Consider the following 12,728-nt stretch of genomic DNA (forward strand, 5'->3'; position numbering starts at 1 on the left):
GGGCCCGCCGGTAGGATGTCACTATCCAGGGTTCAGCCTCACAACCGTAGGCTGAACACAGTAGAAAACTAAGGCTCGATTACCCATCGCCCGCGCAACATACCTCTCAGTTCATCAACGCTCAGCGTCATATCCCGCTTGCGATGGACCACGGCGTGACAGTTGGCGCACAACGTAACGAGGTCAGTCTCCGGATTCACGGTTTTCTCACCACCAAAGTTCGAAATCGGCACTATATGGTGAACGTGAATAAACCCCTTCGCGTGCTCGCCGTACGCCTTTTCGAAATCAAAGCCACATGCCTTGCAGTCAAGCCCGTGGATAGCAATGGCCTTCACCCTCAGATCTTTCCGGCGTTCGTAACGGGTTCCGAAGTAACTTGATTTGCTGCCTTCATTGGCCGATTCGAAGGTCAATGGATCGCCTTCGATATTTGGTGTGCCCTGGTCAGCCTGGGGAGACAAGAGCTTCGCGTGACTTAGGATTGCATCGTAATCCAGTTGGGAAATGGACCGAACCCCGTCACGCCAATAGTTGTTCACGCGAGTAGCGGGGATCGTCTCCAGGTACGCTCCGTTAATTTTCGAGGGGATAGCGCCTTCAAACGGAGTGAAGTTTTCGATCAAGGCGAAAAGGTCACCCTTATCACTTTTCCGGTCTGCGTAGACCTTGCCGATGCGTGCCATACCAAAATAATGCGGATCGGCGCTGAGGCGGACAGAAGCAAAGGTTTTGTCCTGGATGCGTCCTTTGTAATAGATCACTTCGGTTCCTTCAGCAAGCCAGGCTTGGTACCGCTTGGGGAAGTGATAGACAGCACCGGTCTCGTCTTGCCACGGCGATGTGTCGTTTTCAACGATGACTGCGGGCATTCCATTTTCCTCTCGACTGATGGCAAAAGCCTACCAAAAATGAGGAAACTTCTTACAAAATATTCCAGCTCAACTTTTTAAGATTCTTATTCTTTAAATAAATTAATAAGATGAGAAAGCTTTTCGGCTTCCCCTGGCATCAACAAAAAAGAAGTCCAAAGACGTCTTTTTTGTACCTGGCGTTCCATCAACCACAATGCTAATGTCGCCCCATGACTACCTATTGCCTCACCTCGACAACCACCACCACGACCGCATCAAGCGGAGCGTGCGAGGTGTCGTGAAGCAATAACAAACACTTCAAAGGCCCGCCAGCGATGGACAGGGCCTTTTTTATGACCTTGTGTCGCTGGTTCACACGCAAGGAGATGCACCCATGTACGCCCTGTTGATACTCGATATCCAAGTCGGACTCATCCACGGCCCGGAAAAACCCTTGCGCTGCGACGAGCTGTTGGAGACGCTGAATGCCCTGATGGACAAGGCTCGCAGCGCAGGCGCGCCGATTTTTCTCGCGCGCCACATCGGTCCCGTTGGCTCGCCAATCGAGCCGGGCAGCCCGCTTACGCTGATTGCACAGGAACTGAAGTTGCTGGGTGGAGAAGTGGTGTTCGAAAAGCGTCGGCCTAACGCTTTTGCAATGACTGACCTGGCTGACCATCTGCGCTCCAGCGGCGCCACCGGCGTCGTAGTCACTGGGATGAAAACGCAATACTGCGTCGACAGTACCTGCCGTGCTGCACGTGATCTTGGCTTCGATGCGGTGCTTATCGCCGACGGTCATACCTGTTCTGATACGCCCTTGATGAAAGCCGAGGCTATCGTGGCTCATCACAATGCCACGCTCAACGGGCCGTTCTGCCAGATGGTTCAGGCTGTGGACTGGAGCTTTTAACAGAGACTGACGACGGGGGAGGTCAACAGGGCCCGGCTTCGGAATTTTCCTGCAAGATGTCGCGCTGTTGGTGAACTGGTCAACTCCGCCTGTCGCAGATAACCTTCAAATGTCGCAGCAATGGTAGCGCCCAACTCTAAGATGGCTTCCATCTTGTCCTTGACGCTCAGGCGGCGACTGAACAAAACTATCTACCAGCTCAGTACAGCGCGCAGGCAATTGTTAGAACCTGCCCAGCAGTCCTGAGCTTTTTTTTGCCCGGAGAAAAGTGAGTGAAGCGAACAGCTGTTCTCATAGATGGTGGTTTTTTCTTTCAACGCGTGCTGTTCTTCGGGCGAAAGTATTTCCGGGACAGCCTGCTGCCGAACGCGGAAAATTTGGCGCAGATCATCAGGAAGCTGGTCAGGCTTCACATTGAGGACGAGCGATCCGCCCGCCGGGAACTCTACCGAGTCTATTACTACGACTGTCCTCCGCCCTCCAATCAGGTACGCCTCCCGCTCATACCACCAGGTCACAAAACACCAGGGCATTTGAACTTCAATACGCATCCGCCCTACCAGTTACGACGTGCCCTTCATGACAATCTCAGGTGCAGCAGGAAAACAGCGCTCAGGCTCGGCGAGCTAGCGAAAAGTGGAGAATGGCGGCTCAACTCCCACTCACTCAAAGCTTTGCTAAATGGCCAAAAGGCTTGGAGCGAGCTCACCAATGCAGACTTTCACTACAACGTGGAGCAGAAAAGCGTAGATACCAAACTGGGCATGGATATCACGACCCTGGCCATGGACCGGCTGGTTGACGTCATTGTTTTGGTGGCCGGCGACGCTGATTTCGTACCTGCGGCAAAGCTGGCAAGGATGAAAGGGATCGACTTCGTTCTGGATCCCATGTGGGCCAATACGACCAGCAGTCTTAGCGAACACGTAGATGGCCTTCGATCCTTCGACATTGTGAAGATGATCAGGGATATCACCGGCGCCGATGTCATTAAGAGTCCGGAGTGGTGGGCTATACGACCAGATATGCGACACCAACGCGATGAGGCCACTGAAATCGCAATTGCGGGTAACCTGGAAGCTGATCCAGGGGTGCACGTTAAAAAGCCATGCCTGGAAGCCAAGGACTGAGCTCAACTTCACGGCTTCCATTGTGTCGCGCGTCTAGAAGCGGTACAGGACCGGGCTTCGGAATTTTCCCGCAAGACGCCGCGCTATTGATGAACTAGCGCCCCCCACCCAACAAGCCTAGCCTCCCCCTGTCGCTGCAAAATCAGCGACCGGGTTTAGCAGCTCGGTTAATATCAAGGCCTGCAAAGCCACCATCCGTTCGAGCGATGCTTGCAGCATCCGCTGGATCGTTTCATGGCGGCTGTGCGTGGGGCACTTTCGGGTGCGCCGGGTTCCTTGATTCCTGGTCTGCTAACCCGCGTACGGTCGCCACCCTTTTCGTTTAGCAGCGATGTCTGGCGACTCCACTAATCAAGGAGTTTCAGCCATGAAAAAAATCACCCCCAATCCCCCAACCACCCTCTTCACCCTCGCCGAAAACATCCACCCCGAAACCCTGCTAATCCAAGCCAGCGAAACCCTCGCCTCCCTCAACGCCATGACCACCGACCTGGCTTTCGAACTTGAAGGCGCGCACCGTCACAAGCTGCTGGCCGCTCAGCAATTGATCGTTTTGGGCGAGTTACTCGTAGAACGCGTCTTGAACACCCAACCATTCACTACCCATCCGCCACAGCCCTAAAACACGCAAACGGGCGAGCTGCCTCAGCGCATCTCGCCCCCTGGCATCCCCTCACACTTCCCATTACCCTGACGGCCTTTATCAGACAACCGGAAGTCAGATACCCGTGTTCAAGCCCTTCGCCGTCATCGCCCTTTCCGTCATGCCTTTACTTGCCACCGCCGCCGAGTTGGCCGGGGTTTGGCAAGGCACCTTGGGCAAGTCCGCTATCACCGCCTGCTTCAACGGCGCCGGCGGGGAGCATGGCAGTTATTACTACCAGCGCATCCGTACCCCGATTCAACTGACCCAGGCCAACGACAACGCGCCTTGGGTGGAGGAAGGCAACACCGGTTTCTGGGCCCTGCAAAAACCTCAGGGCGATACCCTTTCTGGTGCTTGGAGCAAAACCGATGGCGGTGCGCCGCTGCCACTGGCCCTGCGCCGCATTGGCACGGACGGCTGCGGCAGCGATGCCTATAACGCGCCCATGGAAGCCGCGCCGCTGCCGATCAAGACCGAGAAGAAGACTTTCCACAACCACACCTACCAGCTCAAGACCCAAGGCCCCCGCGTCACGCTCAAGCTGGAGGGCGATAGCCCGGCGGTGCAGAAGATCAATCAGCAACTCGCCGCCCTGGCCGTCAATGACGAAGATCTAACCGACTATTTTTATGAGCGGCGTGAATACCTGGGTCGAAACGGCTCGGTCTATACCAGTGAGATCGAGGTTGAGCCTGCCTATTGGTCATCGCAATTTCTCACCGTGCGGTTCTACCGCTGGGCCGCAGGCCAAGGCGCCATGGGCATCAGTTGGGGCCTGCACTCCTGGAACCTGCAAACCGGCGAGAGTGTGGACCCATGGGCCTGGCTCGGCGGCCATCAGCAATGGCATGACGCCTATTCCGGCCATTTGAAGCTCCCGGCCGCCTTCAGCGCTTGGCTGGCCAAGCAAACCACTGCCGACGAGGGCTGCCCGGCGATCACCGATTACTCCAACTTTCACCTCAGCTTCAACACCCAGGGCCTGCAACTCTCGACACCGGCCAATGGTGACGGTTGCGACAACAACTTGGCCTTCACCTGGGAGCAGTTGGAGCCGGTGCTGACCGAACAAGGCAAAGCGGCGGTGCCCAGCTTGAAACTGCCTTGACGCGCCGGAGAAAAACCCTACGGCCGTTCACCAAAGGTTAAGAATCGCGCTCGTATACTCCCTGACTACCCATGACCGGTCGCCCGATCGGTCTCACGCCTCGGTAGCCAGACTCCATGACGCGCCCCGCTCCCCTGCTGCTCTTGCTTGCTGCTCTGTTGTTCTTTTTCGCCCTCGGCAACCACGAGCTGCAAGGCTCTACCGAAGCCCGGGTGTCCGGGATCGCCATGGCGATGCACCTGGACAATGACTGGGTGGTGCCGCGCCTGTTTCGTGAACCCTTCCTGGAAAAACCACCCCTGAGCCTATGGCTGGACGCCGGGGCGATTCGCCTGTTTGGCGCCAGCACCGGGGCGGTGCGCTTGGCGTCGGCGTTTGCCGGGTTGTTCAGTGTGATGCTGTTGTACGGGATGCTGCGACGGTTCGGGCGGCCGCAGACGCTGGCGTTCAGCGCTGCGTTGATCCTGGCGACCATGGCCAGTTATTGGGGGAATGTGCGGGGTGTGGGTGAGGATTCGTTGCTCAGCCTCGGTGTCACCGCAGCCCTGCTGGGGTTTTACCAGGCGGTACGGCCCGAGCGCGAAGGTTCGAGTACCTGGGCCTGGGCGTTGTTTGCCGCCGGGATGGTCATCGCCACGTTGAGCAAGGGCGTGTTGGGCCTGGCGATGCCGGGCATCGTGATCTTTGTGTACTTGCTCAGCACCAGCCTGATGGATAAACGCCTGCGGCTGGGCGATTGGTTCAAGCCGGCGCTGTTCACGCTGTTGGCGTTGGTGCCGCTGCTGATCTGGCTGGGGTTTCTGTTTCAGCGCGGCGGGATGCAGGCGGTGGGTGAGGTGTTATGGACCAATAGCGTCGGGCGCTTCAGCGGTTCGTTTGTCGAAGCCGGGCATTACGAGCCGTTTTACTATTACCTCGCGAAACTGCCTGAAGCCTTTTTGCCTTGGAATATCCTGGTGTACCTGGGCCTGTGGCACTTCCGCAAAAGCCTGCTGCGCAACCGCTACCGGTTGTTTTTCAGTGTGTGGCTGGTGGCGCAGTTCACCCTGCTGACCCTGGCTTCCAGCAAACGCACCGTGTATTTGATGGCGCTGACGCCAGCTGCGGCGGTACTGGCCGCCGAATATGCGCGGGTGCTGCTGGCGTGGGCCAAAGACCATAAGCCGGGGCTGTACCGTTTTCATCGGTTCATTATCGGTGGGGTTTTCGCCCTGGCCATCGCCTGCTACCTGAGCGCAGCGTTCTGGTTTGCGCCCAAAGCCGATGTGCGCCATTCATTCGTACCAGTGATGAGTCAGATCCAGACCCTGCAAGACGAAGGCAGGACGGTAGCGATGTACCAACCCAACGAGCGCATCGACGGCGCCAGCGTGTTCTACCTGCAGGCCTACTTGCCGATCCTGAACACCGAAGCCGAACTGCGCGCCTTCCTCAGCGCCAAGCCCGGCAACGTTGCATTGACAGACCACACCGACCGGCTGAACGAGAAGGTTACGGTGATCAAGCAAATGGCGGTCAACCGCCAGCCTTATTACTTCGTGGAGCAGTAAGGCCAGCGCGGGGTATCAATGCTTGGTGAGTTTGTCCAGGTAGCCCATGGCAAACGCCGAGACCACGAACGTCATGTGGATGATCACGTACCACATCAGGTGCTGAGGATCGACGTTCTTGGCGTCCATGAAGATGCGCAGCAGGTGGATGGAGGAAATCGCCACGATGGAGGCCGCCACTTTCATCTTCAGCGACGACGAGTCCATGGTGCCCAGCCAGTTGAGCTTTTCCTTGTTTTCGTCGATATCCAGTTGCGAGACGAAGTTCTCGTAGCCGGAAATCATCACCATCACCAGCAAGCCGCCCACCAGGGCCATGTCGATCAACGACAGCAGCAGCAGGATCACTTCGGCTTCCAACATGGTGAAGATGTTGGGAATCACGTGAATGATTTCCTGGAAGAATTTCAACGCCAGGACCAGCAGGCCCAAGGACAGCCCCAGGTAGATCGGCGCCAGCAGCCAACGCGAGGCGTACATTGTATTTTCGATAAAGCGTTCCATTGAATCTCACACAGCTTGGCTAAAAATGGCGCCGAGTATACCAGCCGCCACCCGGCCCCTGTCACCGCGAGAAAACTGACCCAAGTGGCATCTGTAAGAGAATTTTTCTGCTAGTGTCGAGGCCATTCACTCGGCTCGATGATGTCGGACAGGAAAACTCAGATGATGGATGTGCGATCCCCTTTGGCCACTCTCGGCCTGTGCGCGGCGTTGCTGATGGCCAGCGGCTGCTCCCCCAAAGAAGAGCAGAAGCAGGCGACCCTCGAAGAGAAAACCACGAAGTTCGAACAGTCCCTGGACAGTATTCAGGACCCCAAGCTGCGCGATGCCATTGCGGACCTGGGCGGCTCGCTGCTGTTGCTGGAGCGTGCGCGCGTCAAGCTCGCCAGCAAGCCCATCGAAGCCGAGTACGGCGAAGACAGCCTGGCCCTGCTCAAGCACTACCCTACGCCCCAAGCGCTGGTGGACACCTACATCAATGGCCTGTTCGTGCTGCGCAAAACCTCGCACTCCGACTACCTGACGGATTTGCAGCCGGTCTTCCCGTTCAACTTCAACGCCCCTGACCAGTTCCCCTTCCCCCATGGCCTGGAATGGCAGTCGGTCACCCTGAGCAACAATAAAGTCATTCCCTTCCAGCCGGAATGGTCAGAAACCGACCCCGGCATCCAACTGAGCCCCAGCAGTTCCAACCTGACCAACCCCGACGACCTGACGGTGACCTACCCGTTTATTGAAGGGATCGAGACGGAAAACAAGAGCCAGCCACAACCCATCAGCCTCAAGGGCGCGGTGGAAGTGATTACGCCAGGCAAGGTGCTGACGTTTGACCTGACCAAACAAGACGTGGGCCATAAACGCACCGACGGCAATATCACCCTCAACCTGCTGACGCTGGAAAAGAACTACGCCGAGATCGAACTGACCAACAGCCAGCCCCTGGCCGCCGAAGTGGGCGATGCGTCACCCAACCCACTGCTGGTGCAGGCACGGGACAGCACCGGGCAGTTTCTGACCCGCTCAGGCTCGATCAACGAGAGTGCCGCGCAAGTGGCGTTCTATGAAAAACAACTGGCCGAGATGCAAAAACAGACCGCGTGGTCCGATGCCTTCGATAAACAGCTCACCGACGCGCAAAAAGCCTTCGAGCGCCAGCAGACCAGCCATTACGCCAAGGTGTATTTCAACGGGCTGATCGATAACCTGCAGGTGAATGTGCTGGATTTCTCCAAGGCCACGCTCACCCGTAAAGACCTGGACCTGCCGGTGATGCGCTTTGACAGGAACAGCCTGCAAAACACCGTGCAGCCCCTGCCAATGCCGGTCACGGTGTATGACGACGGCGCCGCCAGTTGGCTCAAAGATGCCTCGATGACAGAGGACCAACTGAAAAACAGCGTCACCATCAGCCAATCGACCGAAGACGCCAGTGCCGCAAAAATCGTGTTCGACCACCCGTTCACCTTCAATGACGACCTGGTCGGTACCGAGCGCAACAACAGTGACGCGCCTATCACCTTCTTCACCGCCGACGACAAGGGCGAGCGCGGCGAGCCTATCGAGCTGCCGACCGAAGCGTTCGAGCTGAACGCAGTAAGCGGCACGCTCACCTACGACCTCAACCTGTTCCCGGAAACCCCGGCGTTTGTGGTGGGCTCGGTACCGTTGTTTTTGGCCACCATCGAGAAGGCCACGATTGACGCCGCCAAGCTGCCCAAGGGCCTGTCGCTCAAGGACAACGCGCTGATCGTCGACCAGAAGGGCTTCCCCGCCGACAGCTGGCGCTTCTACGCCAAGGATGCCAGCGGCAATTACCTCAAGGAGATTCTCGGTGTCAGCCACCGCGCCGAGGAATACGGCACGGCGATGTTTGACGTGCATTACTTCTACGGCCAGCCGACCACGCTGGAAAGTTACCAGCGCACCGACCTCAGCACCGTGCAGTACGGTTTTGAGGTGAAGCTGGACAGGCCTGAGAGCAAATAGCCCTGGGTGGACGCGGAGCGTCCGGGGCGGCGTTACCACGCGGAGCGTGGGAACGATCCTCAGAGGGCTAGTCGCTCCTGGCCGCCATTGAGTTGGCGCAGATGGGCCTGCAGGTGCAGGCACCATATCTGCGGCTCGTCCATTTGCTCGTAGCCGTGCAAGGTCAGGCTATCAACGATGGTGCCCAGCATGCGTTCTGCCACGAAGGGCCCATGGAACGGGCCCTGGGATTTGACAGTGGAAGGCTGCTCGCCCGACATGCCGGCGGCAAACAATAGCGTCCACATCCCGTTATCCCCGGCAAGAGGGCGAATGGAGCATTCGATACGGGTGACCAGGCCCAGGCACTGGCGAGTAAGGCAAAGGTTGCGCGACATGGCGGCGCCCCTCGGTAGATCGGTGTTCAGCCCCAGCGCAAGGCGAGGCTGTTTCTATCCTGCGACTCCTGTGGATATCCCTGACTCTGAGAATAGAATAAAAACGCGACAAACCAAGGTTGTAGGGACCAACGGGCGTTGGTCCCTGAGGGTGGAGTCAATTTTGTGGCACGCTAACCGTTCCCAAAAACACCACGGACCAGTGTGGGAGCTGGCTTAAGCGGTCATCGCCTTATGTAGGAGCGAGCTTGCTCGCGAAAAACGGCAACGATAACGCGTGTTTGCTGAATGAACGCGGCGCCTGAAAGTTTTTCGCGAGCAAGCTCGCTCCTACAAAAAAGTCTTAACTGACTGGCCTTAAGGCAAGCCAGCTCCCACCTTGACCGAGTGATGACAGCAATCAGGTCGGCTTGGCTTCCGCCAACGCCTGCTGCGCCAGCTCTTTTTCCGCCTCCTTCAAATCCTCATCACTGATCATCTCGGCAATCGCCCGCAAGCGTTCCACCACCCGCGCATTCACGGTGCCTTCCGGGAACTGCCCCTCGGCGTCCGGCTCACCGGCATCCTCGCCCACCAGCAGGCTCAGCGCCTCGTCGGCCTGGCGTACCGCATAGATATGGAATTGCCCGGCGCGCACGGCCTGCAACACCCTCTCGTCGAGCATCAGCGTGGCGACGTTGGCCTGAGGGATGATCGCGCCCTGCTCACCGGTCAGCCCGCGGGCTTCGCAAAGGCGGAAGAAGCCTTCGATCTTCTCGTTGACCCCGCCCACCGCCTGCACTTCACCAAACTGGTTGATCGAGCCGGTGATGGCAAAGCACTGCTTGAGCGGCGTCTTCGACAAGGCCGAAATCAAAGTGCACGCCTCGCCCAGGGAAGCACTGTCGCCATCCACATAACCGTAGGACTGCTCCAGGGCGATACTCGCGGAGATCGCCAACGGAAACTCCTGAGCATAACGGCTGCCCAGGTAACCGGTGAGGATCATCACGCCCTTGGAGTGAATCGGCTGGCCGAGGTTAACTTCGCGTTCGATGTCGACAATACCGCTACCGCCCGGGTATACCGTGGCGGAAATCCGCGCCGGCACGCCGAATGCCGAGTCGCCGACCTCCAGCACCGTCAAGCCGTTGCACTTGCCCACAGCGGCGCCGGCGGTGTCGATCAAGATGACGCCAGCGAGCATGTCGTCGAGAATCCGCGCCGACACGCGGCCGGTGCGCGTGGCCTTGGCCTTGAGGGCGCGCTCGATATGCCCGGCATCGGTCATTTCGTCGCCGGCCAGGTGGCGAATGAAATCCGCCTCGCTGACCAGCTGGAACAAATCACCAATACGCGCCGACAAGCGCCCCTGATGTTCGGCCAAGCGTGCGCTGTAAGTCGCCAGGCGCGCCACCGCGTCCGAGGTCAGTGGCGCCATGCCTTCTTCCGAGGTACGGGTTTTGAGCAACTGGGCGAACTGCTCCAGGCTCTCGTCGACCATAGGGATGTCTTCGTCGAAGTCCACCAGTACGCGGAACATCTCCTGGAAGTCCGGGTCGGCGTCTTGCAAGGCGTAATACAACTGGCGCGAGCCGATGATGATCACCTTGACCTGCAAGGGAATCATCTGCGGGTTGAGGGTCACGGTGGCCAGGCGGCCGAGTTCGCCCAAAGGCGATTCCATCTTCAGCTTGCGCGATTGCAGGGAACGCTTGAGCGCATCCCACACAAAGGGCTCGCTGAGCATTTTTTCGGCTTCCAGGATCAGGAAACCGCCGTTGGCGCGGTGCAACGCGCCGGGACGCAACTGGCGATAGGTGGTGTAGAGCGCGCCCTGGTCGGTGCTGTATTCGATACGGCCGAACAGGTTGTCGTAGGTCGGGTGCGGTTCAAACACCACCGGCGCGCCACCGTTGACCGAGTGGCCCACCACCAGGCTCGGGCAGTATTGCTCTTCGAGCAGCTTGCGCGCCTGGGCGTCGGTCTTGGCGTCGTCCACCAATTGCTCCACCACGGTTTTGAGCAGGTACACCTGCATGGCCTGCAGGTAGCCACAGACGCCCGCATTTTCTGCGTATTTTTCCGACAACGGCGCCAGCAAAGGCTGCAGGGCCAGGGTGATGGTTTCTTCGTTGAACTGGCGCAGCTGGTTGTTGGACTCGCGCTTCCACTGCGGCAGGCTGGCCAGCTCTTCGTTGAGGCGTTCTTCCAGCTCGGAGATATCGGTGTGGAAGCGCTCGCGATCGGCTTCCGGCAGTTGCGAAAACTCGGCTTCGTCCAGCGCCTTGCCGTCGAGCATCGGCGTAAAGGCGATATTGGAGCTGTCGCGGTACAGCGCCACGTCTTTTTCCAGGGCCAGGCGCTCGATTACGTCCAGCGCTTTGTCGTAGCGCTGGTTGAACGCTCGGTCGATGGCGCTTTTACGCTGTTGATAAGTCGGGTGTTCGAACACCGCCGGGAAGGTGGCGACCAGGTTGTCGACCAGGCCGTTGATATCGGCGATAAACGCCGCGGCGGCGCCCCCCGGCAATTCCAGGGCGCGGGGCTCGCGGGGCTCATCGAAATTATTCACATAAACCCAGTCCGCCGGGGTTTGCAGGCGCTTGCCTTCGGCTTTCAGGTAGCGTTTGACGAACGAAAAGCGGCCGGTGCCCGGCTCGCCCATGACAAACACGTTGTAACCGGGGCGTGGCATGGCCACGCCGAACTGCAAGGCTTCAACCGCACGTTCCTGGCCAAGCACACCGCGAAAGGGCTCCAAATCATTGGTGGTCGAGAAGCTGAACTGTTCAGCGGAGAAAGGGCGAGTCAGCGCTTCGGGCGCTAGACGCAAGCTGGCAGCAACAGGATCAGGCATCGGGCTTCCTTACATCAGGCGGGGCAGATGGGGCATTCTGGCTCCCGGTTGAGCGCTCTGGCAAGGCGCGCTTTCGGGAAAGCATAGCCACCGCACGCGTCCTGCAAAAAAATCGCCCGCCACTGAATGTTTATAAAAAAACACGGAACCCTGGGAACGTGCCTAAACTCCAAACTGCGCGGGTTGGACTAATAACTGGCCCCTAGGGTGCGTTGAGCACTTGAACCCTTGTCCATTGGTTTGCACACAAAGAGAACAAAGCTATGAAACGGATCCTTCTTGGTACTCTCTTCACCGTCGTCTCCCTCAATGCAATGGCAGAAGCACCAGGTGGCCCGAACTGCGGTTGGGGCAACATGTTGTTCGAAGGCCAGCGCGGTACTCCGGCCCACTTCCTCGCCTCCACCACCAACGGTACTTCGGGTAACGCCACCTTCGGCATGACCTCGGGCACCAACGGTTGCAGCACCAACAGCGCCCTGACCTACGGCGGCAAGTCCTGGATTGCCATGAATGGCATGATGAACGAGCTGTCCGAAGACATGGCCAAAGGCAACGGCGAAGCGCTGACCACCTACGCGGTGGTACTGGGTGTTGCGCCGGAAGATCGCGATCACTTCGCGGCCGTGACCCACGAGCACTTCCAGCAGATCTTCAGCAAGGCTGACGTGACCGCTGACGACGTGCACAACAACACCATTGCTGTACTGAAAAGCGATGCCCGTCTGGCGAAATACGCAACCCAGGCTTAAGCTCGACCTGCCCGCGTCTTTCGAGGCGCGGGTTTTATTTTTTCGACCCGCCCACCTTGGGTCTTTTTT

General features: G+C 58.4%; 11 protein-coding genes. 7 read left to right on the top strand and 4 right to left on the bottom strand.

Annotated elements, in window-relative coordinates; genetic code table 11:
• Nucleotides 1–68 precede the first annotated feature (68 nt).
• Nucleotides 69–872, bottom strand: a complete 804-nt coding sequence (locus OC445_RS02730) for an HNH endonuclease (RefSeq protein WP_198790913.1) — start codon at nt 870–872, stop codon at nt 69–71.
• Between the two features lie 376 nt (nt 873–1,248).
• Between OC445_RS02730 and OC445_RS02735 the strand changes: the two genes are divergently transcribed.
• From OC445_RS02735 to OC445_RS02755, 5 genes are all read left to right on the top strand, one after another.
• The gene (locus OC445_RS02735; protein ID WP_198790912.1) at nt 1,249–1,767 is read left to right on the top strand and encodes a cysteine hydrolase family protein; all 519 of its coding nucleotides are present in this window, start codon (nt 1,249–1,251) and stop codon (nt 1,765–1,767) included.
• A gap of 272 nt (nt 1,768–2,039) precedes the next feature.
• Nucleotides 2,040–2,897 carry an NYN domain-containing protein gene (locus OC445_RS02740; protein WP_198790911.1) on the top strand — a complete coding sequence of 286 codons (858 nt, stop codon included), beginning with the start codon at nt 2,040–2,042 and terminating at the stop codon, nt 2,895–2,897.
• Between the two features lie 367 nt (nt 2,898–3,264).
• Nucleotides 3,265–3,519: a DUF6124 family protein gene (locus tag OC445_RS02745; protein ID WP_094774590.1), complete on the top strand. Its 255-nt coding sequence runs from the start codon at nt 3,265–3,267 to the stop codon at nt 3,517–3,519.
• A 106-nt stretch (nt 3,520–3,625) separates the two neighbouring features.
• Nucleotides 3,626–4,651, top strand: coding sequence for a hypothetical protein (locus tag OC445_RS02750; RefSeq protein WP_262019928.1), 1,026 nt, complete (start codon nt 3,626–3,628; stop codon nt 4,649–4,651).
• Nucleotides 4,652–4,767: 116 nt separating this feature from the next.
• A complete protein-coding gene (locus tag OC445_RS02755) occupies nt 4,768–6,201 on the top strand; it encodes an ArnT family glycosyltransferase (protein ID WP_262019929.1) in 1,434 nt (477 codons plus the stop codon).
• A gap of 15 nt (nt 6,202–6,216) precedes the next feature.
• Here the strand turns inward: OC445_RS02755 and OC445_RS02760 are convergent, their stop codons facing one another.
• Nucleotides 6,217–6,705 (bottom strand): TIGR00645 family protein, encoded by a 489-nt coding sequence (locus OC445_RS02760; RefSeq protein WP_014719996.1) that lies wholly within the window; start codon nt 6,703–6,705, stop codon nt 6,217–6,219.
• 162 nt (nt 6,706–6,867) lie between these two features.
• Here OC445_RS02760 and OC445_RS02765 point away from each other — a divergent pair, with 162 nt between their 5' ends.
• Nucleotides 6,868–8,691, top strand: a complete 1,824-nt coding sequence (locus tag OC445_RS02765; RefSeq protein WP_262019930.1) for a hypothetical protein — start codon at nt 6,868–6,870, stop codon at nt 8,689–8,691.
• A 59-nt stretch (nt 8,692–8,750) separates the two neighbouring features.
• Here the strand turns inward: OC445_RS02765 and OC445_RS02770 are convergent, their stop codons facing one another.
• Entirely contained in the window at nt 8,751–9,068 is a 318-nt protein-coding gene (locus tag OC445_RS02770) for a hypothetical protein (protein WP_003194269.1), read from the bottom strand.
• Between the two features lie 400 nt (nt 9,069–9,468).
• Entirely contained in the window at nt 9,469–11,907 is a 2,439-nt protein-coding gene (locus OC445_RS02775) for a Lon protease family protein (protein WP_262019931.1), read from the bottom strand.
• A gap of 263 nt (nt 11,908–12,170) precedes the next feature.
• On the opposite strand from OC445_RS02775, the gene OC445_RS02780 reads away from it, so the two are divergent.
• Nucleotides 12,171–12,659, top strand: a complete 489-nt coding sequence (locus OC445_RS02780; RefSeq protein ID WP_003194274.1) for a DUF3015 domain-containing protein — start codon at nt 12,171–12,173, stop codon at nt 12,657–12,659.
• The last annotated feature ends 69 nt before the right edge of the window (nt 12,660–12,728 follow it).

The sequence above is a fragment of the Pseudomonas sp. Pse35 genome (assembly GCF_024519715.1).
GTDB lineage: Bacteria > Pseudomonadota > Gammaproteobacteria > Pseudomonadales > Pseudomonadaceae > Aquipseudomonas > Aquipseudomonas paracarnis.

What these genes read in the sequence shown, in the direction of transcription:
- OC445_RS02760 (WP_014719996.1), bottom strand. Translation starts at nt 6,705, where the DNA reads ATGGAACGCTTTATCGAAAATACAATGTACGCCTCGCGTTGGCTGCTG.
- OC445_RS02775 (WP_262019931.1), bottom strand. Translation starts at nt 11,907, where the DNA reads ATGCCTGATCCTGTTGCTGCCAGCTTGCGTCTAGCGCCCGAAGCGCTG.
- OC445_RS02770 (WP_003194269.1), bottom strand. Translation starts at nt 9,068, where the DNA reads ATGTCGCGCAACCTTTGCCTTACTCGCCAGTGCCTGGGCCTGGTCACC.
- OC445_RS02755 (WP_262019929.1), top strand. Translation starts at nt 4,768, where the DNA reads ATGACGCGCCCCGCTCCCCTGCTGCTCTTGCTTGCTGCTCTGTTGTTC.
- OC445_RS02745 (WP_094774590.1), top strand. Translation starts at nt 3,265, where the DNA reads ATGAAAAAAATCACCCCCAATCCCCCAACCACCCTCTTCACCCTCGCC.
- OC445_RS02765 (WP_262019930.1), top strand. Translation starts at nt 6,868, where the DNA reads ATGATGGATGTGCGATCCCCTTTGGCCACTCTCGGCCTGTGCGCGGCG.
- OC445_RS02735 (WP_198790912.1), top strand. Translation starts at nt 1,249, where the DNA reads ATGTACGCCCTGTTGATACTCGATATCCAAGTCGGACTCATCCACGGC.
- OC445_RS02730 (WP_198790913.1), bottom strand. Translation starts at nt 872, where the DNA reads ATGCCCGCAGTCATCGTTGAAAACGACACATCGCCGTGGCAAGACGAG.
- OC445_RS02780 (WP_003194274.1), top strand. Translation starts at nt 12,171, where the DNA reads ATGAAACGGATCCTTCTTGGTACTCTCTTCACCGTCGTCTCCCTCAAT.